Below are 21,409 nucleotides of genomic sequence, written 5' to 3'. Positions count from 1 at the left end.
CCTTTTTTGTATCCACTTCATGTTGGAGGTTGTATGGCGGACATCGCCCTGTTTCAAGACGACGCCTTCTCGCTGTCGTCCCTGAGTGCTGCGATCAACGAGCAACCGTATGTGCCGGGCCGTATCGGTACGCTCCGCCTGTTCGAAGAGGACGGCATCACGACGACGACGGTGCAGATCGAGCGCGACGGCGACACGCTGTCGCTCGTCGCGGCCGGCCAGCGCGGTGCACCGGCTGCTGTTGTCGCGGGTAGCAAGCGCAGCATGATCCCGTTCAATACGGTGCACCTGCCGCAGCGTGCAGTGATCATGGCCGACGAAATCGCGAACCTGCGTGCGTTCGGTTCCGAAACGGAGCTGGAGGCACTGCAAACCGTCGTGAATCGCCGACTCGCCAAGATGCGTCGGCAGCTCGATGCGACGCACGAATTCCACCGCATCGGCGCAATCAAGGGCGCGGTGCTGGACGCTGACGGCAAGACGGTCCTGATCGACCTGCTGAAGTACTTCGGCATCGAGCAAACGGTGATTCCGTTCGAGCTGTCCACTGCGACGACCGAGATTCGTCAGAAGTGCGTCGAGGTGCAGGACGCGATCGAGGACGCGCTCGGTGCGATGACGTACACGGGTGTGCGGGTGCTGTGCGGGCGCGAGTTCTGGAACAAGCTGATCGTCGCGAAGTCGGTGAAGGAAACGTATCTCGCGTCGGTGATGGCCGCGCAGCTGCGTGGCGATGCGCGCGACGCGTTCGACTTCGGCGGCTGCACCTTCGAGCGGTATCGCGGCCGCGTCGGCGACGTCGGCTACGTTGCGGACGACGAAGCGTACGCAGTGCCGGAAGGCGTGCCCGAGTTGTTCATCACGCGCTTCGCGCCGGCCGACTATGTCGAAGCGGTGAACACGACGGGTCTTCCGTACTACGCGAAGCAGGAGCTGATGGACTTCGGCAAGGGCGTCGAGATCGAGGCGCAATCGAACCCGATCCATCTGTGCACGCGCCCGAAGGCGCTGATCAAGCTGAAGGCGTGACGTGGCATTCCGGGATCTGATCTCGGACGTCGACGCTGCGGTGCTGCGCGATCTCGGCGATGCGGATATCACGATCGATGGCCGGCCCGTCGAAGGGATGTTTGCGTCGCCGTGGCTCGGGCCGGATCTCGGCAGCCAGCGCACGCAGCTCGTCGCACCGGTGTTTCATCTGCGCGACCGCGATGCCACTACGGTCCGTCAGGGCAGCATCCTGATCGCAAGCGGCGAGCGTTACCGCGTGCTTGAGGCGCATCCGGACGGCACCGGCTGGACGGTCCTCATTCTCCAGTAGGCGATATGGACGATCTGAAGATCGAAATCGATATCAAAGAGGCGATGGCCGTGCTGCAAGGGTTGTCGCCGTCCGCGATGCAGGGTGCGTGGCGACGGACGTTGCGCAAGACGGCGGGCTGGATCAAGAGCCAGACCGCCAAGGAAGTCGGGGCGGCGACGAAGATCCCGCAGAAGGTGATCCGTAGCCGCCTCTACTTCTTTCTCCGCTCGGCCGATACCGGCAAGGTGTGGCTCGGTTTGAACCCGATCGAAGCGCATCGGCTCGGAAAGGCAACGAAAACGCGCAAGGGCATGCGTGTCGGCCGCCAGTCGTTCGTAGGTGCGTGGCGGCAAACGAAGCGAAAGCCGGATGGCCCGATATACGAGCGTGTCGGCAAGGAGCGGATGCCGTACCGGCTGATCACGGTTTCGTGGCAGCAGTCGGGCGACCCCGCGTTCCGACGTGCGGCCAAGGCATGCGAGGCCCGGCTGATGGTGATTCTCCGTCAGGAAGTGAACTACGAACTGCAGAAGGTGATGCGCCGTGCTTGAGAACCTGAAAGTGCTACACGATGCGATCGAGCGCGGCATGCGCGAGAAGCTGCCCGCGATGAAACGAATCGAGGCGTACCCGCGTCTCGGTCAGAAGATCGACACGCCGCTGATTGCCATCGAACTGAGCGAATTCGAGCCCGGCCACGACGACGGGACGGGCGACGTGCCGCTGATCGCGCGCATGCAGGCCCGCGTCGTGTTCGATCCAATCGCCGAAGGCGCGGAGCTCGACGTGCGCGAGGTGGCAGCGCGCGTTGCGATGGTCGTGCATGGGAACACGTGGGAGCTGCCCATTACGCCGGGCAAGGTCGTGCAGGTCGCCGAGGATCCGTTCCGGCCGCAGCTCGACACGTATTGCGTGTGGCTGGTCGAATGGACGCACGAATTCGGCCTTGGCATGGATATGGGCGACATTCCGGACGGCCCCGCGATTCTGTGGGGCGTCGATCCGGACACGGGCAGCGGCAACGAAGGCCAGTACTGGAATCCGGCCGACGATGGAGGTGGTGCGCCATGAGCGATTACGAGCTGGGCGAGATCGACCGCCGCATGGCTTGCATGGTGCAGCACGGGACGGTCGAGCAGGTCTCGTATCAGCCCCCGCTGTGCCGCGTACGTATCGGCGATTGGGTGAGCGACTGGATGCCGTGGAAGACCGCCGCGGCCGGCATCGTTCGCTTCTGGCGTCCGCCGTCCGTCGGCGAGCAGGCGTCGATGTTTGCACCGTCCGGGGAGCTGGCCGGCGCGTACGCCGCTCCGGGCTATTACTCCGATCAGCATGGCGGTTCGGCACGGTCCAGTCCGTCCGAGACGGCATGGGACTACCCGGATGGCGCGTCGGAAGTCTACGACCATGAGAAGCACGAATACCGCGTCGACGTGCCGGCAGGCGGGCGCATCGTGTTTCGCATCGGTGGCACCGAGCTGGAGCTGCGCGCGGATGGCGTCACGTTGCGCACGAAGCAATTCCTCGGTGACGTGCCGGACTCGACCTTCACTGGCAACACGACGACCGAGAAACTGCTCACTTTCAACGGTGGCATGCAGGGCAAGGGCGGCGGCGATGGTGGTCCGGCAGTTCGCGTGGAGGGCGAGGCGCATTATTCCGGCGACGTCGAGATCGCGGGCAAGTCCTTCCTTGCGCATAAGCATAGAGAGCAGGGGGACGGCGAACTGGTGTCCGTGCCGGTCTGATACCGTGCTCCTGTCGTTCCTGACAGGTATTGGTGGCTAGCCGCATTGTGTATGTTCGGTTGCCGCGGAATCTCGGTCCGCAGGAACGTGCTTAATTCTGTCTGGAGATAGTGAATGAGCGGAGTGGTACAGCAGCAACCTGAGAAGAAGCACATATTCGACTGGTCGTGGGCTGTCATCGTGTCGGTGATCGGCCTGATGTGGTTAGGAATCGCCTACTCGCTTGGGGATGCCTATTACGGCGCGTACCTCGAAGTGTTTTCAGTTGACGATAGCGGCTTCCAAATAGACCGCGCAAAGCACTTGGTGCTCGCAGTGTGGGGCGCATTGAATGCTTCTATTGCGTTGCAAGAATGGCTGGCCAGTACATGGAAACGACTACTGTTGTGCGCCGTCGCAGTAATTGTGTACATCGGATTAGTGTATGGCGCCCGGAAATTAATATCGATTCTGATGCCGCGTATCACGGAGAAATCGGGAGCCGCACTTGAAGTCGTCCGCCGTGCACCGACACTCAGAAAGTGTCTAAGCACAATCATTGTGGTCCTTCTTCTGGCGATCGGCTTCGTCTGGTTTTGCATCTTTCTGCCGCCGTTTATTTCGATCCCTTCTGGTATAGGCGCTGCAATCGGTGAGCACATCGCGAAGCAACACAAAGCGGACTTCGATAAAGGTTGCCTTCGGTCGAGGGCGAAATGCTACGTGGCAACGCGAGATGGAAAAGAGATCGGTCGAGGTTACGAGGTTGCGCAGTCCGCCACGCGCATTGCCTTGTACTACCAAGGCCGTACGATGCAACTGCCGCTTGATGGCGTGCATTTGGAGACGGTAGAGCAGTTGTCCAAATGAGCGGAATGCGCCGAATTTCTTGGCGAACACATGTGAAAAGCAACTTTGCCCCGCTTCGGCGGGGTTTTGTTTTTGAGAGGCCGATCATGGCAAAAGACAACCCGCCGGCTGCTACGCCGGCCGTCGCAAAGTTTCTCGATACGCGGTTCCGTAGCCGCGTGATCGTCTTCCCGAACGGCGACGTGCTGCGTGTCCTGTCTGGCGAGGCGATCGCAAGATCCGCCGCCCAGATCGAATACCTCGATGCGCATCCCGACTTCAAGCGGGTCGAGGAGCGCGGATGAGCCGGTCCGGTGCACTCGTCGGCATGGACCGATGGACCGGTGCGCCGATCACCGGCATCGCGCACTTGAAGCAGAGTCTCGGCGACATCCTCGGCACGCGCAAGGGAACGCGACGGGAATTGCCCGAGTACGGGTCGGACATCCCGCTGATGGTCGATCTTCCGATCACACGCGGATGGATATCTGCCGCACAGGCCGAAGCGGCACGGGCGATCGGCCGATGGGAACCACGAATCAAACTCGCTCAGGTCAAGGTGCTGTCGGTCATCGACGGCAAACCAACATTCGCGATTCGTGGTGAATACGACGGCACGGCTGTGGAAATCGAGGTGCCAACATGACGATTATCGATCTCGCTTCATTGGACCCGCCGGATCTTGTCGAGGTACTCGACTTCGAGGCCGCGTTCCGAATGAAGCTGGAGTATTTCAAATCGATCTATCCCGACTGGACTGCGGCGCTGAAGTCGGATCCGGTCGTCAAGCTGATCGAGCTGGCAGCGTATGACGAGATCCGTGCTGCGGCGCGAGTCAATGACGCTGCGCGCGCAGTCATGCTCGCGTTTTCTACGGGCGCCGATCTGGAGCATCTGGCGGTTCTGTTGGACACGGAGCGAGCGGTGATCGATCCCGGTGATCCGGAAGCTAATCCGCCAGTCGAGCGGCGCATGGAATCGGACGATCGGTTGAAGTTGCGCGCTCAGATGTCGATGGAGCGTGCGACGGTTGCAGGGCCATTCGGCGCGTACCGGGCATTCGCGATGGACGCGTCTGCCGACGTGCTGGATGTGACTGTAGACCGACCGGAACCGGGTACCGTGCGGCTCACGATCATGTCCGCACGAGGCGATGGCGTACCGGATCAGGCATTGCTTGATCTGGTGCGCGACAAAGTAGCGCCCGAGACCGTTCGCCCGCTCAACGATACGGTTCTGATCAGTGCGGCGGCGAAGATCGAATACGCCATCGATGCGATCGTATATGTCGGCGGCGGGCCGGATCCGAACATTGTGCTGGATGCCCGCCGAAAGATGTTGGAGAGCGTGGTGGCGAATTCGAGAAAGCTTCGGGTTGGTATGCCCCGGTCTGCTATCGAAGGGGCGCTCCACGCGCCCGACAGTGGCGTCACCCGCATAGAACTGCGTTCGCCGGCCGACGATGTCTTATGTGGTTCGCGAGAGTTTGCGCATTGCACGGCCATCAATTTGGAGGTGAAGATCGATGACGCCTGAGCCGCTGCTGCCGTCGAATCAAACGCCGCTCGAGGCGGCACTCGCGCGCGTGATGCGCCCGACCGTCCAGCCGGAAGTGCTGCGCACGCTATGGGACGCTGATCGCTGTCCAGTAGCGTGGTTACCGTGGCTCGCATGGGCACTGGCTGTCGATGGTTGGGAACTCGCCGAATCGGAGGATGCCCGGCGAGCGCTGGTGAAGGGCTCGTTGGCGTTGCATCGAAAGAAGGGCACACCTTGGGCGGTGCGTGAGGTAATTCGCCGCCTTGGGTTCGGCGAGGTCACGATCATCGAAGGGCGCAGAGGCGGGCGTCGCGATGGGGCGTTCGTACGTAACGGTGAGCAATTGCGCGGTAGGACGAGCGCGTGGGCAGAGTACATCGTGAAGTTGGGGAGGCCAGTCACCCGCGATCAGGCCGACAAGTTGTGGCGGGCGATTGAGCGTTACGCGCCTGCCCGCAGCAAGCTTGCCGCGCTCGATTATGCAGCCGTTGCGATCCGTCATAACGGCATTGCAGTCCGGGACGGGCAATACACTAGAGGGAGTATCACGACATGACAGATCTGGTTGAGATCGAGCGATGGGAGAATGGAATCTACCAACTCGAAACGTCGGATCCTGTAATGGGTGGACCGGACGGTATCGACAACTTGCAGGCAAAGCAACTTGCGAACCGCACTCGATATCTGAAAAAAGCGATCGAGGCCAGCCAAAGCAGCTTTGACGAGCATGTTGAAGCGACCGATCCGCATCCGCAATATGCGACACACGGCGAATTGGCAGAAAAGGTCGCCGCTTTGGTAGCGCAGGCGCCGGGCACGCTCGATACGTTGAGCAAGCTCGCGAAGGCGCTAGACAACGATCCGAATTTCGCATCGAAGGTCGCGAGTGCGCTGGCATCGAAAGCGGCGCTGGACTCACCGCCGTTCGTCGGCACGCCGACGACGCCGACACCACCTATGGGCGATAGCGGTTCGGTCGTGGTGAACGCGGCATGGGTCAGAGGGCAGAACTATCAGCCAGCGCTCGGCTTTACGCCGGTTCAGCAGGGAGGCGGCACGAATCAAGGCGCGAATAAGGTCAAGATCGGCTGGAATCTTGATGGTTCCGGGCTGAGGTGCATGGTGGACGCGACCGACCTCGGGAACTTCGTGTTCGATAGCGCAGTCATCGGACAGATCGTATTCGAACCTCGTACGCAGGCGCGGGCAGGGTACCTGAAGTGCAACGGGGCGCTGATCAAACGGGCCGACTATCCCAAGCTTTGGGCGTACGCGCAGGCAAGCGGCGCGCTCGTTACTGATGCTGCATGGGGCGCCGGCAACAACGGCTGCTTTTCCCATGGGGATGGCGCGACGACATTCCGTTTGCCCGAATTGCGTGGGGAATTCTTGCGTTGCTGGGACGATGGCCGCGGGGCGGACGCGTCGCGCGCGATCGGGACATGGCAAGGCGGGCAGAACGCCTATCACGCGCACGGCGCATCGTCCGGTGCGGCGGGAGCACACGGTCATTCTGCGTGGACCGATACGCAAGGATGGCATGGTCACCACGGCACGACCGCGGGCGGAGGCGCGCACAGTCACCAGCTGGACTACAGGACTCCCGAGTGGACAGCGGATACCGACCGGGGCGGCGTCGGCAGCACGTTTTCAGTCGATGCGCCGGTCCAGCCGTGGACAACTGTCGTTGGTGACCACGTGCACGTATTTGACACCGACGGGGCGGGCAATCACGCGCACAACGTCGGAATCGGTGCAGTCGGCGACCACGTCCATTCCATCACGATCAACGGTGACGGCGGAAACGAAGCACGTCCGCGCAACATCGCGCTGCTTGCAATGATTCGCGCGTATTAAACGGAGTACGAAATGCTCTTGCATCAATATGACAGCCAAACCGGTCAATATCTGAACAGTTTTTTGGCTGATCCTGATCCTCTCAATCCCGGTCGGTGGCTGGAGCCAGCATTTACCACGTCCATGCAATTGCCTGAGCGGCCGCGCCTCACGTGGCCGGTCTTTCGCGATGGTTCGTGGTCACTGGTGCCTGACTATCGAACATTGCGTCTCTATCGAAAGGACAACGGCGAGGTGGCCGAGATACTGGTCATTGGAATTACGCCGGACGATGCCGGCTTGACTGATGTACCGCGGCCATCCGATGAGCACGTTTGGAGCGAGGCGACAAAATCATGGGAGGTGGACCCGTCGATCGTCGCAGCTCGCGCTCGCGACGTGGCGATGGCGGAATTCGAGAGACGACGCGCAATTGCTGTGCGGAAGAACTTCGGCAAGGCCGACGCGTTTGCCGCCGGCATGATGACGCTCGCTGAAGAAGCTGTCTTCAAGGCGTGGGCGGCTTATCAAATGGCGTTGGTGCGGCTTGTCGATTCGCCGACGTTTCCGGACGGTGTCGTTTGGCCCGATGAGCCGGACGAGGCGCAAGTCGTTGCGCAGGCCGAGGCGGAAGCTGACGCCGCGAGAAAGCGACTGGAGGCGGACGCCGCTGCACGCCTTGCAGCCGCGCAGCCGCCGAAGCAAGTGCCGGTCGACAGCCGGAACGCCGAGCTGACCGACTGACGCTGGATCCGCATTTAAGAGTGCGATGACGCACGTTCGAATTGCAGGCCGCTCACATGAGCGGCTTTTCTATTTGTAGCTTTCTCGGAGACCTGAATGGCTGCTACTTCTTTCTATCACGGCGTCACGACCGTGCTGGTCGATACCGGGCCGCGCACGATCGCAGTCCCGTCGACGTCGGTCGTCGGCATCGTGGACACCTACACGCCTGGCCCGGACCTCGTCGCGCCCAACGTGCCCGTGCGCATCACCAGCGAGTACGACGCCGTCGCTGCGTTCGGTGAGACCAGCCCGATCACGCGCGCGATTCAGGGCATCTACAAGCAGAGCAAGACGGTCATGGTGGCTGTCGGCGTTCCGGCCGATCAGACCGATGCTGAACTGACGTCCGCGATTATCGGTGGCGTGTCCGCGGGCGGTGCGCGCACCGGCATGCAGGCGCTGCTCGATGGCAAATCGCTGTTCGACCTGAAGCCGCGGCTGCTGATCGCGCCCGGCCATACCGCCAAGCAGCCGGTCGCGACAGCGGCCGATGAGCTTGCCGCCAAGCTGCGCGCGATCGCGATCATCGACGGGCCGAACAAGACCGACGAGGATGCGATCCAGTACGCGAAGAACTTCGGCAGCAAGCGTCTGTATCTGGTCGATCCCGGCGTGCGGTACTGGGACACGGCGAAGAACGCGGACGTCGACGCGCCGGCATCGGCGTATGCGGCGGGCCTGTTCTGCCAGACCGACGCGGCGATCGGCTTCTGGGCATCGCCCTCGAACAAGGAAATCGTCGGCATCAGCGGCACGAAGCGGCCGATCGAATTTCTCGACGGCGACGAGACCTGCCGCGCGAATCTGCTGAACAACGCGTTCATCACGACGATCATCCGCGACGGCGGGTATCGCCTGTGGGGCAACCGGACGTTGTCGGCCGATCCGAAGTGGTCGTTCGTGACTCGCGTGCGCACGCTCGACATCGTGATGGACGCCGTGCAGGCCGGCCATAAGTGGGCGGTCGATCGCGGCATTACGGCAACGTACGTGCAGGACGTCACCGAAGGGCTGCGGGCGTTCATGCGCGATCTGCGCAATCAGGGCGCGGTGATCAACTTCGAGGTGTACCCGGATCCGAAGCTCAATTCCGCGTCGCAGCTCGAGCAGGGCAAGGTGTACTGGAACATCCGGTTCACGGACGTTCCGCCGGCAGAAAACCCGATCTTCCGCTTCGAGGTCACGAACGAGTGGCTGACGGAAGTTCTCGACACGCAATCGTAAGAGGTGACGCATGGTCCCGGAAACTCTGAACAACATGGCGTTGTACGTCGATGGGCGCGGCTTCGCCGGGCGCGCGCCCGAACTCAGCCCGCCGAAGCTGAAGATCAAGACGGAGGACTACCGCGCAGGCGGCATGGACGCGCCGGTCAAGGTCGACCAAGGCATGGAGGGGCTGCAGGCGGCGTTCACCATGGGTAGCGTCGAGCGTGACGTGCTGAAGTTCTTCGGGCTGGCCGACAACAGCGCGTTCAACGCCACCTTTCGCGGTGCGTTTCGCGACACGCGGGGCAAGGTGAAGTCGGTCGCGCTCATCATGCGCGGCATGCTGTCCGAATACGATCCCGGCAGCTGGAAGCCGGGCTCGACGTCGGAGCTGAAGTACACGGTCGACCTGTCGTACTACAAGGCCGAGATCGACGGCGCAGTGATCTGCGAGATCGACGTGCTCAACATGATCCGCATCATCGACGGCGTCGATCAGCTCGCCGACGTGCGCAAGGCGCTCGGCATGTGAGCGCCGCGGCCGGCCAAAGCAACTTTTCGATAACCCGAGGGGCGGTCCGTTGACCGCCCCTTTGTCATTTCCGAGGTGCTGAGTGGAAACCGTGAAGATCAAACTGAAGTATCCCGTGGCGTTCGACGGCGTCGTGCGTGACGAGCTGGTGATGCGCCGCCCGAAGGTTCGCGACATGCGCGCGGCGAGCAAGCAGGCGCAGGGCGACGACGAGCTGCGCGAGATCGTGCTGTTCGCGACGCTGGCCGACGTCGCACCCGACGACATCGAAGGAATGGACATGGTCGATTACGACGCAATGCAGCGTGCGTATGAATCCTTTCGATCCGTTCGTCCGGCTGCCAATCGAAACAGTGAAGGCGCTGGCTCGCCGGCTGATGAAGGAGTACGGGGTGCAGCCGCAGTCGGTTGACGACATGACGATCGACGACGTGTTGTGGTGGCTGACTGATTGAGCGAGGACTGACATGGCACGTGATATTGCACTTGGCATCGTCATCGGCGGTGCCGTGTCGGCAACGCTCGGCAAGGCGTTCGCCGACACGAACTCGAAGATCGTCGGGCTGCGCAAAGCTGCGAGCGAGCGCGGCATGTGGCAGCGGCAGATTGGCGAGACGATCAAGCTGCAGGAGGAGTTTCGCCGGCTGCATTTGGCGGGCGATAGCGCCGCGGACGGAATCCGGCGCAAGCTGGACAGCAACGTTCGTGCGCTGCGTGACGCCGGCTTCGAGGTCGATCGCCTCGATCGGGCGTACGCGAGACTCGGGCGTACGGTGCGCGGGCTTGAACTCAAAGCGGCCGGGCATGAACGTCTGGCTGCCGGTCGCGACGGCATGCGTGACGCGGCCCGCGACGCCGTGAAGCTCGGTGCGGCTGTCGCGGTGCCGACCACGGTGTCGGCGCAGTATCAGGCAATTATCCGCGACATCGCGATCAAGGCCGGCATCGCCCGCACGGAGCAGGAGCGAGCGATGTCCGAGCGCATCCGCCGTGACGCATTGTCGAACGGTATGGGGCGCAACGAGCTGGCTGATGCGGTCAACCAGATGGTTGCGGCCGGGATGGACGTCGACCGGGCGCTGAACTTCGGCCCGGCCGTCGCGAAATTCTCGGTAGGTCAGGGGGCGTCCAGCATCGAGACTGCGCAGATGATTCAGGCGCTGCAGCAGAACGCTGACATCAAGGATCCCAAGGCGATGATGAAGGCGCTGGAGGCGATCGCGTATCTCGGCAAGGAGGGCTCGTTCGAATCCGTCGACATGGCGCGGTGGTTCCCGGTGCTGTTGGCCGAAATGAAGAAGCTCGGCATCACGGGGCAGGATTCGGTGACGCAGCTCGGCGCAATGCTGCAGGTCCAGATGAAGACGGCCGGCAACGCAGACGAGGCAGCGAACAACCTGAAGAACTGGTTTTCGAAGATCGGATCGGGCGAGACCGAGCGCAACTACAAGAAGGCCGGCGTCGACTACGAAGCGAAGATGAAGGAGGCGATCAACAAGGGATGGTCGCCGCTGGAGGCGTCGTTCGTTCTCGCACGGGCCTACATCGAGCGTGTCGATCCGAAGAAGGCGGCGCAGCTGGCAGCGGTGGCGAAGCAGCTCAACAGCGAGCTGGATCCCGCCAAGCGTCAGGCGCAGATGCGGGCCTTCGAGGACACGATGAAGACCGGCGACCTGTTCAACGACATGCAGGTCAAGGCGGCGCTCACCGCGTACATGCAGAACGCCGATCTGTATCAGAAGCTCAAGCGCAACGCGGCGGACGCGAGCGGCGAGATCGACAAGGATCTGGCCGATCGGCGGGCAACGTCGAAGCAGATCTGGAGCGAGGTCGTCCAGCAGTGGGACGACGCGATGCGCAGTATCGGCGATGCGCTGCGGCCGGTGACGGATCTCGCCGGCAAGGTCGCGAAGCGCGCGGGCGAAACGGTGCAGCACGCGTCCGACGCGTCCCCCGGAGCGACCGCAGCGGTCGTCGGCGTCATCGGCACGGCGATTGCCGTTCGTGGCGCACGTGCTGCGTGGAACATGGGGCGCGGCGTGTTCGACATTCTGCGCGGCGGCTGGATGGCTCGACGTGGCGGTGGTGGTGCACCTGGTGGCGGCACTGCCGGCGGGCGGCTCGGCAAGGCGCTCGACGCGTTGAGCGGTGCCGCCGGGGGCGTGCAACGCGTATTCGTCGTGAACCTGCCGGGCGGCGGTCTCGGTGGCGGCATCGCCGGCGCAGCGGGCGATCTGCTCGGCGACCTTGCCGGCGGCGGCTCGACAGCTGGTCGCGCGTCGAGCGGTCGACTCGGGCGCGTCATCGGCGCGTTTCGTACGGTCGCCGGCCGCATTGCACCGTACGCGGGGAAGCTCGCGATCGCCGGCAGCGTCCTGAAGATCGCGTTTGCGGCGAAGGACGCATACGCGGTCGCACGCAGCGACCAGCCGATCGCGAGGAAGGCGGAAGGGTACGCCAGCATCGGCGGCTCGCTCGCCGGTGGCGTCGTTGGAGCGAAGCTCGGTGCGGGTATCGGCATGCTCGGCGGCCCGATCGGTGCCGCGATCGGCGGTGTGCTTGGCGGTGCAGTCGGTACGTTCGCCGGCGGAAAGTTACTTGGCGCGATAGCGCGATGGGCGACTGGGCCGAAGGCGGACGACAGTGACGCAGTGAAGGCCGCTGCAAAGGTCGCTGCGGCCGCGGATTCGCCGCAGTCGCGTCCCTTCAAGGTCGAGCAACAAAACTCATTCGCTCCGGTGTTCCACATCAAGGTCGAGGGCAGTTCGGATGCAGAGATCGCGGACAAGCTGCTGGCCCGCATCAACCCGCTGATTCAGCGGACGATGACCGAGACGCTCGACAAGAGCAATCGGTCGGCGATGTTCGATGCACCGCATTTGTAAGGGGTGGTAGATGGACTTCATTTCCAGTGTGACGCAGGCCGCGACGCAGGCCAGCATTGCGTCGGAACGCGTTCGGCACGTGGTGCGCGTGTTCGATCGGAATCGCAGTGCGAGCCAGAACACCGTCGACACGTTGACGAAGCTCGCGACTGGCAACCTCACGTCGGCCGCGGACCTGCTGCGCGGTGCGACGAGTCTGCTGTCCGTCGCCGGCGACCTCAGTCCGCAGATCGGTACGGTGATGCGCAGTTTCTCGGCAACCGGTGCGGCCGTCAGTGGCGTGCTGAAGATGGTCGGCGGCGTCAATCATCCGTTGATCCAGTCGGCTGCGCAGTCCGTCATGGGCGCGTTGGGTGAAGCGAAAACGCAGTTCACCGCGCTGGTCGGCGAGCAGACGATGGGCGCGTTGCAGTCGTTCGCGCAGACGACGGGGCTCAGTTCCATCTTCTCCGGCCTGTTCGACAGCGCGACGTCGTCTACCCCTCATCTGCTGACGTTGTCGACCGATGACGGGGACGCGTTCCACTTCGGTCTGTCGACGGCGGCATACGACAAGCTGCGGCGCTCGACGCGCTTCAAGATTGCGTCGCAGGAGCGCTTGAATCGCGAGGAAGCGCAGCAGCCGGTGAGTCAGGGCGGCGACACGATCACGCTGTCGGGCGTCGTGTTCCCGTCGCTCGGTGCCGGCTTCCGCCAGCTGGAGGCGCTGCGCGCGATCGGCGCGAAGTTGAAGCCGGTGCAGCTGACGGCCGGCACGGGCGACGTGCTCGGGCGCTGGTATCTGCACAGCGTCGATGAAGAGCAGGAGGCGCTGATGTCCGACGGTGCGCCGCGCAAGCAAACCTACAGTCTGGAGTTCGGCCGCTATGGCGAAGATTTTGCGAACCTCTGACGGGGACATCCTCGACACGCTCTGCTACGCCCACTACGGGACGTTGAAGGGCACCGTCGAGGCCGTGTACGAAGCCAATCCCGGTCTCGCGCGCGAGCCACAGCCGTTTCGGTCCGGCGTGTTGATCACGATGCCGGATCTCGACACGCCGCGCGACGAACCGATCCAGCTTTGGTCGTGACGGAGGGACGATGCGGGCAATTTTTCAGGTCGTCGCGAACGGCGACGACATCACGCGCGTGATTCAGGACCGCGTACTGCAGATTCAGACGACCGACAAGCCGGGCCTTGAGGCGGATGAGTGCGAGATCGAGCTGGACGACCGTGACGGCAAGGTGCGGTTCCCGCCGAAGGGCGCGACGTTGAAGATCTCGCTCGGATGGGAAGGGCAAGGGCTGACGATGCTCGGCGAGTATGCAGTGGACGAGATCGTGCTGCGTGGGCCGCCGGCGACGCTGATCATCCGCGGTAGACCGGCTAACCTGCGCGCGACGTCGAAGACGCAGCGCAACGGCAGCTGGACGAACGTGAAGCTGGCCGACATCGTCGGCGACGTCGCGCGGCGCAACAAATGGGCCGCGGCATGTTCGGTCGACGCGGCCGTGCCGCGTGCCGATCAGTTCGGCGAGAGCGACCTGCATTTCATTACGCGTATGGCGCGGCAGTACGGCGCGACGGCGACGGTGAAGGCGGGCAAGCTGATCGTCGCGCCGATCGGCGGCGGCAAGAGCGCCAGCGGCAAGCCGTTGCCGTCTATCACCCTGACACCGGACGATCTGACGGACTACGAGATCTCGTTTCCTGATCGTGCGAGCTTCGTTGCTGTACGGACGAAGGTGCACGACAAGAAAACGGGGAAGAAGATCGACCTGACGATCCCGAATCCCGACGCTCCGCCCGGCGCCGCCGCGGTTCATACCGAGCGCCATGCGTTCGCCAGTCCGGAGGCCGCGAAGACCGCCGCGAAGTCGCGCCTTGAGAAGCTGAACCGGCACACCGCGCGCAGCGTCCTGCGAATGAAGGGGCGTACGGACATATCGGCCGAGAAGACCGTAAAGCTGTCGGGTTTCAAGCAGGAGGCGGACGGCGACTTTCTGGTCGATTCCGTACGACACCGGTATGCCGGCAATGGTTGGGAGACGTCGGTGGAGCTGAACGCCGGCAACAAGGGCAAGGCGAAGGTCGGCCATCGCAAGAAGCCGACGAAGAAGATCGATCTGGTTGTACCGTCGCCGCCGAAGTAACACACGCGTGCGTCGATTTCTGGCAGCCGCCTCGAGGCAACTCGGGCGGCTTTTTCTTTTATTGCGGGGGTGGAATGCAGGACCACGAGAAAACCATTCTGGAGCTGATCATCATGGGCGGACTGATTGGTATCGCGAAGGTGCTGGTCGGCAGCGATCAGCTCACGTTCCGGCTTGTTGCTGGCAGGGCGGTGTTGGGCTCGGCGACGTCGATGGTCGCCGGCTTGGCGCTGTTGCAGATCCCGGATCTGCCACCGATCGCGCTGCTCGGTCTCGGCAGCGCACTCGGCATCATCGGATCGCAGTACCTCGAAGTGCTGCTGCGTCGGAACGCGAAGCGACTGTTCGGGGAGAAGTGACGATGGCGCGTATCACCGTTACCGCTGCCGGCGGCCGCAACCGCGTCGCGTTTCTCGACATGATCGCCGTGAGCGAGATCGGCTCGGATCTGTTGGGGAAGTCGGACGATGGCTACAACGTGCTCGTCGGCTCGACGCCGTCGCGGCCGCTGCTGTTCGCAAGCTACGCGGCGCATCCGAATGTGCTCAACCGGCAGATTCCAGTGCCGTCGACAGCCGCCGGCCGCTATCAGATTCTCGCGCGCTGGTGGCGGATCTATCAGGCGCAGATGAAGCTACCGGACTTCGGGCCGGTCTCGCAGGACCGGTACGCACTGCAGCAGCTGCGCGAGCACGGCGCATTGCCGCTGATCGACGCCGGCCGGTTCCGCGAGGCCGTCGCGAAGGTCTCGAACGTATGGGCCAGTCTGCCGGGGGCCGGATACGGCCAGCATGAAAACAAGATCGAGCATTTGCTGGCCGCGTATCGCGCGGCCGGCGGGGAGGTGGCCGCATGACGTGGATCGACCCGCGCATCTGGCTGCTTGTCGTTGCCGGCGTCGTCGCCGGTGCGGCGTGCGGATATTTCAAGGGGCATCGTGATGCCGACCAGTCCGCGAAGGTCGCGGATCAGGCGCATCAGATCGAATCCCTGACGAACGAACGTAACGAGGTTCGCCGCCAGCTGGCGGCTCAACAGGAGATCGCAACCCATGCTGCGAAAGAACGTGATCATGCACGCCGCGATGCTGCTGCTGCCGATGGCGCTGCTGACGGCCTGCGCAGGCAAGTCGCCTCGCTCGTCGCCGACGCCCGGCGTGCCGGCGCTGCGGCAGGAAGCCCGGCAACCGACGGCGCCCTTGATCTGCTTGCCGACCTGTTCGGCCGGGCTGACGAAGCAGCGGGAGAGCTGGCGCGAATCGCTGACGAGCGCGGTATCGCCGGCCAGCAGTGCGAGCGCAGTTACGACGCGTTGACGGGCAACGCGCAATCCGACCAGCCGCGATAGAGCGGCCTGAGGCCGAAGGGTCTCGAAAGAAACAGGGCGACCGAGGTGCGTGCGGCAACACGCGCCCCGGTCGCCTTTCCACTGAGCATGCCAGTGAATCGGCCAAGGCCCTGCTACCTACCGGTAGGCGGGCCGGATTCTACACCAAGTTTAAAAACGGCTTTCACAATGGCAAATCCGATTATTCCGTGGATCGGCGGCAAGCGTCGCCTTGCGGACCATCTCATCCCGCGCTTCCCGGCGCACGACTGTTACGTCGAGGTGTTCGCCGGCGGGGCAGCGCTGTATTTCCTCCGGCCGCCAGCCAAAGTCGAGGTGATCAACGACATCAATGGTGAGCTGATCAACCTCTACCGCGTCGTCCAGCACCACCTCGAGGAATTCGTGCGGCAGTTCAAATGGGCGTTGACGAGCCGGCAGGTCTTCGAGTGGCTGAAGCAGACCGTTCCCGAAACGCTCACCGATATCCAGCGTGCCGCGCGGTTCTACTACCTGCAGAAAAGTTGCTTTGGAGCGAAGCTCGAAGGGCAGACGTTCGGCACGGCGACGACAACGCCGCCCGACCGGAATCTCCTGCGCATCGAGGGGAAACTGTCAGCGGCGCATCTGCGCCTTGCGAACGCGTTCATCGAGCGGCTGGATTGGGCTGCGTGCATCGATCGATACGACCGCCCACATACGCTGTTCTGCTTGGACCCGCCGTATTACGAGACGTAAGGGTATGGCGTGGCGTTTCCATTCGGCGGGTGCGAGCGGATGGCGCAACGCCTGCGGTCGATCAAAGGGGCGCGATCGTGAGCCTTAATGACCATCCCGATATTCGGCGAGTGTTCGACGGTTTTCACATCGAGACCGTGCCGATTCAATACACGGTCGGCGGCGGGAGGGGCCTCGAGCGAAACGAGCTGATCACTTTCAGTTGGGACGACGCAGTGCAGCTCGCAGAACTGTTCTAACCGATGATGCCGTCGCATGGCATCGCACCGGCATTGCGCTTACAAATTCGCGAACGTGGGAAGGAGGTCTTGATCTACGAGCCGAATCTCGATGCGATTCGCTGTCCCGATGTGTTCGGGCTTTTTTCATCGAGAAGGGAGCATCGGTGGTACTGACGATGATCGTGCCGGTCTGATCCTTGCTGGTCTCCGGAGCAGGAACAATCTCACGTGCCTCCGGAACCTGATGCTGCGAGATTACCTTCGGCAAGTAGATTATGCAGCCGACGCCCGGCTTGTCGTCGAAGACCTTCTTCGATGTGTGACTTCTCGCTTCCTGCAATCCAAGTCTTCGCGACGTGCTACGATTGATTACCGAATGATCGGGAGTAGGCAATGGACCTAGACGGATTCAAGCTGTATCGCAGCTATTTCTATCGCGTCTCTGCAAATTCCTGTCCGGCAGGAGAGTGGCGCGGCACGATTGATATTCGACGACGTCATTGGAACGGCACAACCGAAGCTGTGATTTCGAATATGGACGTGCCGGGCACGTTCATCTCCGAGGGCTTGTTCCTCGCTGCCTCTGACGCCTACTGTCACATGCTCATCGACGAGCAAAAGTTCGGGGATAAGTAGGCTCAATGCGCCCTCCAGAATTCAATTAGCGAGACTTGCTGATTTGCGTCCCAGCCATGGCCTCGCGCTGTGCCGCTGACGTACAAGTCGGTGATATCGCCGGCATCACGTGTACAATGAATCGACATCACCCTTCGCACAGCCCCGACAAGAGGCGCGTTGGTTCGTCAATAGACGGAGCGCATCATGTACCGGACAATCCCATATCGGGGTTTCGAGATTCATGTTGAACTGACGTCCTCGGCAGAGGACCTATACGACGTAAGTTTTCAGATAAAAGGTAGCCAGAACCTCGTCCTCATTGGCGAACGAGGTAGCCGTATCCGTTTGCGCAACGGCCCTTTTACCCGACGCTGGGCATACCTCATCGCGGAGGTGGCGGGGCAGGCAGCGATCGACGTGCTGCTTGGTCCGCCAAACGACGATAGCTCTGCTGCCTGATCTGCGACGCGTTCGCTCCGAACGGCCAGATCGCCGCTAGCGTGCACCTCTCTCTCGCCTCCGTCCAGAAGCGTTGCGGTAAAAGTTGCACTGGCTGCCCGAGTTTACCAGCGGCCCGAAAGGGATTGCTTGAAGTTCGCCTTGGCCACCTGTAGGGGACTGCGAGAGACTGTTGGCGGCCTCGATCCGACACTTGACTTGACCGGATGGATTGTCAGTTGCCAAAGGTCAAGCAGTGTGTGCTCGGAATTTGTTGGCGACAGTGATCGGCATGTTCAGCGCGCGGGCTGCAGTCGGCGTGGGCTTTATCTGGTCAACCATCCACGTCGAAAGCATCTCGGTTAACGCGGGCACGATGGCATATTGTGTGCTGTAGGGGCGGTGTGACGAGGCGCTTTGTCATCTGTTTGGTGGCGGTCGAAATAAGATCGACACCCGATCAGCGATGCGCGTATTATGGGTTCGTTCGAGCGCCCGTTTGCTGTTTTGACTGCTCGCCCTTCACCTACCGTCGTGTTGCGTCGCGCATTTCGTCGCTTGCTGTGCGCACAATCCGGGCGAAGTAAAGTTCGCGCACTCGAAGTGGACGAGCTTTTGGCCCGGCTTGAACGCATTCACGATTCGCGATTCGCGCTTCCGAAAACAGGAGCCTGCTCCTTCGCCCTCATTTTTCCGGGTGTACTTGCGCCGCAGGGAGCAGTCCAAGGGGGGCGCATCCGAACTTTGGAGCAACATCATGATTGACGCTAACCCAAGTAACCCCTTTCGACACCTTCCACTCTCGCCCGAGCAAGACGCGGAAATCCGTCACTATATAGCGAAGAAGGAGAAAAGGGGCGAGCCATGGGACACGTCAGAACTGAGGATGATGTTGAAAGACATGCTTTCCCCTCCGCCGAGCGACGAAGAGGGGCCAGAGTCTACCGTTGAAGAGACGAAACTGGCCTGTGAATATGCATTGTCGTCGATCGACGAAGCCATGGAATCTGTATCCGCAACTGAAGAACGGCTCGCAGCAATGGAAGCCGAAGAAATGAAGCACCCTAGGTGGTAGCGCATCCACGATGCTTGGAGTTTAGACCACAGGCGAGCAACCCTGAGCGGCCAGCCATCTCTCCGCCCATTGCGTCGCGTACGCAATCGCGTCATCGCGCCTATCGAAACCGGTCAGATCGCCACTGGCATGCACCTCTCTCTCACCTCCGTCCAGAAGCCTCATGGTAATCCTCGCATGTGCGATGTACTCTCCATCAGCCCTGCGGGGCGTCGGGTCGATTCGGAATTGTGTCGTATCGAAGAGCACTTGCTCCCCCTGTTTGGTTGTCGAGAGTGGGGCTGCCGTGTGGGTGCGGCGAGCAGAAGTGTCCGCCATTGAGAAGTGCCACGATCCGGCTAGCTTCACCATCGCGTCGTGGTCGCGCACCACTCGACGACTCAATAGCGGCAGCGGCCAAGAGGTCTGGTAGACCTCAGAGCGATAACAATGGACGAAACAGCTCTGCTCATGAAAGTTGATCACCTCTCGATACCCTATTACCTGATCCTCTGCGGTCGCTGGTCAACCTATGTGCTAAATGCGGACCGTATAGTTCTTCGCCGTGCAGCAAGTCCGCTGTTGCGTGCCTTTGCGCGAACTCACGGAGAATTTGCGAGTATTGACGGCACCGTATGGAACGCCTTCTCCGATGCCGAAGGGCTTTCAGTCGTCGAGCGACGGCAGACACGGTGCTATGCGCTGGTTAAGGGAACTGAAACCGAGCACCAATTGCGATTGCTGGCGACCCTCTGACGTCAATGTGCGGGCGGTCTTATCGGGTCCGACGGGACGGACAAGCCGAAATTCAGTGTGCCCAGTGCTGATTGCGCCGTTCAATCGCAGCCACGACAACATTGAGTACATGACGGGCAACACTCTCATTAGTCATGCCAGCATTGAGGTACTGACGAACCTTCATGATCTGTGATTGGTGAGAGCCATCGTCGTTATCCGTGACGAAAATATTGACCGTCGCGATATCACCCATCAAGACAACGTGGATGGTCTTACGACCCACGGACCGCTTGCATACTTAAAGTAGCCATGGCCGCTTCCGATTTGTTCGATGGAGCTTCCAGTATGCCCGCCAACCGCAAGTGGAATTCGTCTATAAGCGCCGCCGTTGCAGTCGTTTCGTAGGCAATTCGTGCGCTGTGAGCATTTTTGACTTATGCGACTGCCAAGGGCGCGCCAGGGCCAGATCCGATCCCGGCGGCTCAGCGCTGCTGTACACGTCAAGACGCGGACTCGGAGTCCAATTTGTTGGCGTGGGATTCACGAGGATTTGCGGTCGTCGCTTGATGCATGCTCACGTGGCGAACAGTCGCTTTGGCGACTCTGGTTGTCGAGCGGGGTGCAGGGGGCCGCTCGGAGTTCGCCAGTCGCAGTGATCACCCGCGCCGCTGTCGGTCAGAAGCGGTCAGCACATGCAAACGGATCACCGCTGGCTGTCTCGTGAGAGGTTCAAAAGATCACCGATCACGCCGAGCAGGCGTGCGATGGGTACAGGCTTACTAAGCAGCGCATTCCAAAGGGGCTCTATTTGCGGACCGGGCGTCCCGGCCGTAAGCATCACAATTGGAATGTGTGCGGTGGCCGCATGTGACTTAAGACGTCGGCATAAGGCGACGCCGTCGAGCACTGGCATCATCCAGTCCGTAACAATGAGATCTGGATGTTCTGCCGATGTGACGCTGACAGCAGCCTCTCCGTCAGACGCGACGAGGACACGATATCCCCTCGCTTCCAGCACTGTCCGCAGGAGTTCGAGAATGCGTGCATCGTCGTCAACCAGCAGAATCGTCTCCACGTCGCCTCCTGTCGAAAACCATAGGGGCGCAAGTCTCGAACCTGTCGGTCTGTCCCATCGACCCGAACCGCAGTTGTTCAATTTGCCTTATCTCGGAATGAGTCGTTCTGCCTTCAGCCGCTCGAAAAGATCGAAGAACGCGTCGGTCGTAGGGCTCGCCCGACAATGCCGCTGGCACCGACGATCAGTGCTCGGTGATTCATCGTGACTCCACGTTCGTTAGTGATACAAGCGTACTTCAGACCTGGATTCGCATCTTGGGTAGTATTTCGGGGTTTAATGGAATTGGATTCAACAATGGCCAGCTTCCCGACCGAACATCTGAAGGGCATCGTTCCATTCGTGTGTGTCGCCGACGCGGGCGGTTTCACCGCTGCGGCCGAGCGGCTGAACCTCACGAAT

At 61.8% G+C, this 21,409-nt stretch carries 30 protein-coding genes and 2 pseudogenes; 28 read left to right on the top strand and 4 right to left on the bottom strand.

The window, feature by feature from the left end:
• Window positions 1–33 precede the first annotated feature (33 nt).
• The 23 genes and pseudogenes from HMPREF3115_RS18605 to HMPREF3115_RS18495 all read left to right on the top strand — a co-directional run bounded on the left by HMPREF3115_RS18605 (window position 34) and on the right by HMPREF3115_RS18495 (window position 17,102).
• Window positions 34–1,029, top strand: coding sequence for a major capsid protein (locus HMPREF3115_RS18605; RefSeq protein WP_006414277.1), 996 nt, complete (start codon window positions 34–36; stop codon window positions 1,027–1,029).
• A 1-nt stretch (window position 1,030) separates the two neighbouring features.
• A complete protein-coding gene (locus HMPREF3115_RS18600; protein WP_006411281.1) occupies window positions 1,031–1,321 on the top strand; it encodes a head-tail joining protein in 291 nt (96 codons plus the stop codon).
• A 5-nt stretch (window positions 1,322–1,326) separates the two neighbouring features.
• Entirely contained in the window at window positions 1,327–1,854 is a 528-nt protein-coding gene (locus HMPREF3115_RS18595; RefSeq protein WP_006414272.1) for a phage tail protein, read from the top strand.
• Window positions 1,847–2,374, top strand: coding sequence for a hypothetical protein (locus HMPREF3115_RS18590; RefSeq protein ID WP_006414286.1), 528 nt, complete (start codon window positions 1,847–1,849; stop codon window positions 2,372–2,374). The genes HMPREF3115_RS18595 and HMPREF3115_RS18590 overlap by 8 nt, the downstream gene beginning before the upstream one ends.
• Window positions 2,371–3,051 (top strand): phage baseplate assembly protein V, encoded by a 681-nt coding sequence (locus HMPREF3115_RS18585; protein WP_006411288.1) that lies wholly within the window; start codon window positions 2,371–2,373, stop codon window positions 3,049–3,051. The genes HMPREF3115_RS18590 and HMPREF3115_RS18585 overlap by 4 nt, the downstream gene beginning before the upstream one ends.
• A 114-nt stretch (window positions 3,052–3,165) precedes the next feature.
• Window positions 3,166–3,900: a hypothetical protein gene (locus HMPREF3115_RS18580; protein WP_233632948.1), complete on the top strand. Its 735-nt coding sequence runs from the start codon at window positions 3,166–3,168 to the stop codon at window positions 3,898–3,900.
• Between the two features lie 86 nt (window positions 3,901–3,986).
• Entirely contained in the window at window positions 3,987–4,184 is a 198-nt protein-coding gene (locus HMPREF3115_RS18575) for a hypothetical protein (RefSeq protein WP_006411284.1), read from the top strand.
• Window positions 4,181–4,525 carry a GPW/gp25 family protein gene (locus tag HMPREF3115_RS18570; RefSeq protein ID WP_006411279.1) on the top strand — a complete coding sequence of 115 codons (345 nt, stop codon included), beginning with the start codon at window positions 4,181–4,183 and terminating at the stop codon, window positions 4,523–4,525. Before HMPREF3115_RS18575 ends, HMPREF3115_RS18570 begins: the two co-directional genes overlap by 4 nt.
• Complete coding sequence (locus tag HMPREF3115_RS18565) at window positions 4,522–5,415, top strand: baseplate assembly protein (protein WP_006411287.1); 894 nt, start codon at window positions 4,522–4,524, stop codon at window positions 5,413–5,415. The genes HMPREF3115_RS18570 and HMPREF3115_RS18565 overlap by 4 nt, the downstream gene beginning before the upstream one ends.
• A complete protein-coding gene (locus HMPREF3115_RS18560) occupies window positions 5,405–5,974 on the top strand; it encodes a phage tail protein I (RefSeq protein ID WP_035947786.1) in 570 nt (189 codons plus the stop codon). Before HMPREF3115_RS18565 ends, HMPREF3115_RS18560 begins: the two co-directional genes overlap by 11 nt.
• On the top strand, window positions 5,971–7,275 hold the full coding sequence (locus HMPREF3115_RS18555; RefSeq protein WP_006414255.1) for a phage tail protein: 1,305 nt from the start codon (window positions 5,971–5,973) through the stop codon (window positions 7,273–7,275). Before HMPREF3115_RS18560 ends, HMPREF3115_RS18555 begins: the two co-directional genes overlap by 4 nt.
• Window positions 7,276–7,287: 12 nt before the next feature.
• Window positions 7,288–7,998 (top strand): tail fiber assembly protein, encoded by a 711-nt coding sequence (locus HMPREF3115_RS18550; protein ID WP_226823092.1) that lies wholly within the window; start codon window positions 7,288–7,290, stop codon window positions 7,996–7,998.
• Between the two features lie 96 nt (window positions 7,999–8,094).
• Window positions 8,095–9,264: a phage tail sheath subtilisin-like domain-containing protein gene (locus tag HMPREF3115_RS18545; RefSeq protein WP_006414292.1), complete on the top strand. Its 1,170-nt coding sequence runs from the start codon at window positions 8,095–8,097 to the stop codon at window positions 9,262–9,264.
• A gap of 10 nt (window positions 9,265–9,274) precedes the next feature.
• On the top strand, window positions 9,275–9,778 hold the full coding sequence (locus tag HMPREF3115_RS18540) for a phage major tail tube protein (RefSeq protein WP_006414236.1): 504 nt from the start codon (window positions 9,275–9,277) through the stop codon (window positions 9,776–9,778).
• An 82-nt stretch (window positions 9,779–9,860) separates the two neighbouring features.
• Window positions 9,861–10,190 carry a phage tail assembly protein gene (locus tag HMPREF3115_RS18535; protein WP_006411973.1) on the top strand — a complete coding sequence of 110 codons (330 nt, stop codon included), beginning with the start codon at window positions 9,861–9,863 and terminating at the stop codon, window positions 10,188–10,190.
• A 55-nt stretch (window positions 10,191–10,245) separates the two neighbouring features.
• The gene (locus HMPREF3115_RS18530; protein ID WP_006414280.1) at window positions 10,246–12,663 is read left to right on the top strand and encodes a phage tail tape measure protein; all 2,418 of its coding nucleotides are present in this window, start codon (window positions 10,246–10,248) and stop codon (window positions 12,661–12,663) included.
• A gap of 10 nt (window positions 12,664–12,673) precedes the next feature.
• Entirely contained in the window at window positions 12,674–13,555 is an 882-nt protein-coding gene (locus HMPREF3115_RS18525; protein WP_006414248.1) for a phage tail protein, read from the top strand.
• The gene (locus HMPREF3115_RS18520) at window positions 13,530–13,736 is read left to right on the top strand and encodes a tail protein X (RefSeq protein WP_006411293.1); all 207 of its coding nucleotides are present in this window, start codon (window positions 13,530–13,532) and stop codon (window positions 13,734–13,736) included. Before HMPREF3115_RS18525 ends, HMPREF3115_RS18520 begins: the two co-directional genes overlap by 26 nt.
• A gap of 10 nt (window positions 13,737–13,746) precedes the next feature.
• Window positions 13,747–14,799 (top strand): phage late control D family protein, encoded by a 1,053-nt coding sequence (locus tag HMPREF3115_RS18515; RefSeq protein ID WP_006414247.1) that lies wholly within the window; start codon window positions 13,747–13,749, stop codon window positions 14,797–14,799.
• Window positions 14,800–14,873: 74 nt separating this feature from the next.
• On the top strand, window positions 14,874–15,158 hold the full coding sequence (locus HMPREF3115_RS18510; protein WP_006410008.1) for a phage holin family protein: 285 nt from the start codon (window positions 14,874–14,876) through the stop codon (window positions 15,156–15,158).
• A gap of 2 nt (window positions 15,159–15,160) precedes the next feature.
• Window positions 15,161–15,655, top strand: coding sequence for a glycoside hydrolase family 24 protein (locus HMPREF3115_RS18505; RefSeq protein ID WP_006414239.1), 495 nt, complete (start codon window positions 15,161–15,163; stop codon window positions 15,653–15,655).
• Window positions 15,652–16,146 carry a DUF2514 family protein gene (locus HMPREF3115_RS29610; protein ID WP_043281015.1) on the top strand — a complete coding sequence of 165 codons (495 nt, stop codon included), beginning with the start codon at window positions 15,652–15,654 and terminating at the stop codon, window positions 16,144–16,146. The genes HMPREF3115_RS18505 and HMPREF3115_RS29610 overlap by 4 nt, the downstream gene beginning before the upstream one ends.
• A gap of 168 nt (window positions 16,147–16,314) precedes the next feature.
• Window positions 16,315–17,102 (top strand): annotated as a pseudogene (locus HMPREF3115_RS18495) (DNA adenine methylase).
• Window positions 17,103–17,141: 39 nt separating this feature from the next.
• Here the strand turns inward: HMPREF3115_RS18495 and HMPREF3115_RS29605 are convergent.
• Window positions 17,142–17,397, bottom strand: a pseudogene (locus tag HMPREF3115_RS29605) (LysR family transcriptional regulator); the annotation flags it as partial.
• 80 nt (window positions 17,398–17,477) lie between these two features.
• Between HMPREF3115_RS29605 and HMPREF3115_RS18485 the strand changes: the two are divergent.
• The 3 genes from HMPREF3115_RS18485 (at window position 17,478) to HMPREF3115_RS18480 (ending at window position 19,215) form a co-directional block, all read left to right on the top strand.
• Window positions 17,478–17,720, top strand: coding sequence for a hypothetical protein (locus HMPREF3115_RS18485; protein ID WP_006414243.1), 243 nt, complete (start codon window positions 17,478–17,480; stop codon window positions 17,718–17,720).
• 186 nt (window positions 17,721–17,906) lie between these two features.
• Window positions 17,907–18,161 (top strand): hypothetical protein, encoded by a 255-nt coding sequence (locus HMPREF3115_RS29600; RefSeq protein ID WP_080594100.1) that lies wholly within the window; start codon window positions 17,907–17,909, stop codon window positions 18,159–18,161.
• Window positions 18,162–18,897: 736 nt separating this feature from the next.
• Window positions 18,898–19,215 (top strand): hypothetical protein, encoded by a 318-nt coding sequence (locus HMPREF3115_RS18480; protein WP_070555599.1) that lies wholly within the window; start codon window positions 18,898–18,900, stop codon window positions 19,213–19,215.
• A 21-nt stretch (window positions 19,216–19,236) separates the two neighbouring features.
• Here the strand turns inward: HMPREF3115_RS18480 and HMPREF3115_RS32560 are convergent, their stop codons facing one another.
• Entirely contained in the window at window positions 19,237–19,464 is a 228-nt protein-coding gene (locus HMPREF3115_RS32560) for a hypothetical protein (protein ID WP_043281027.1), read from the bottom strand.
• Between the two features lie 201 nt (window positions 19,465–19,665).
• On the opposite strand from HMPREF3115_RS32560, the gene HMPREF3115_RS29595 reads away from it, so the two are divergent.
• Complete coding sequence (locus HMPREF3115_RS29595; protein WP_080594106.1) at window positions 19,666–19,950, top strand: hypothetical protein; 285 nt, start codon at window positions 19,666–19,668, stop codon at window positions 19,948–19,950.
• A 52-nt stretch (window positions 19,951–20,002) separates the two neighbouring features.
• Here the strand turns inward: HMPREF3115_RS29595 and HMPREF3115_RS29590 are convergent, their stop codons facing one another.
• Window positions 20,003–20,215 carry a hypothetical protein gene (locus HMPREF3115_RS29590; RefSeq protein ID WP_233620175.1) on the bottom strand — a complete coding sequence of 71 codons (213 nt, stop codon included), beginning with the start codon at window positions 20,213–20,215 and terminating at the stop codon, window positions 20,003–20,005.
• A gap of 420 nt (window positions 20,216–20,635) precedes the next feature.
• Window positions 20,636–21,007 (bottom strand): response regulator, encoded by a 372-nt coding sequence (locus tag HMPREF3115_RS29585; protein WP_157788588.1) that lies wholly within the window; start codon window positions 21,005–21,007, stop codon window positions 20,636–20,638.
• Between the two features lie 297 nt (window positions 21,008–21,304).
• On the opposite strand from HMPREF3115_RS29585, the gene HMPREF3115_RS32555 reads away from it, so the two are divergent.
• Window positions 21,305–21,409 (top strand): helix-turn-helix domain-containing protein (locus HMPREF3115_RS32555; protein ID WP_141751697.1); only part of this gene is annotated, 105 nt, incomplete at its 3' end.

Origin of the sequence: Burkholderia sp. HMSC10F09 (assembly GCF_001806955.1) — a bacterium.
Taxonomy (GTDB): Bacteria; Pseudomonadota; Gammaproteobacteria; order Burkholderiales; family Burkholderiaceae; genus Burkholderia; species Burkholderia multivorans.
The sequence above is the reverse complement of the archived record's forward strand: the minus strand, read 5'-3'. Positions and strand labels throughout refer to the sequence as shown.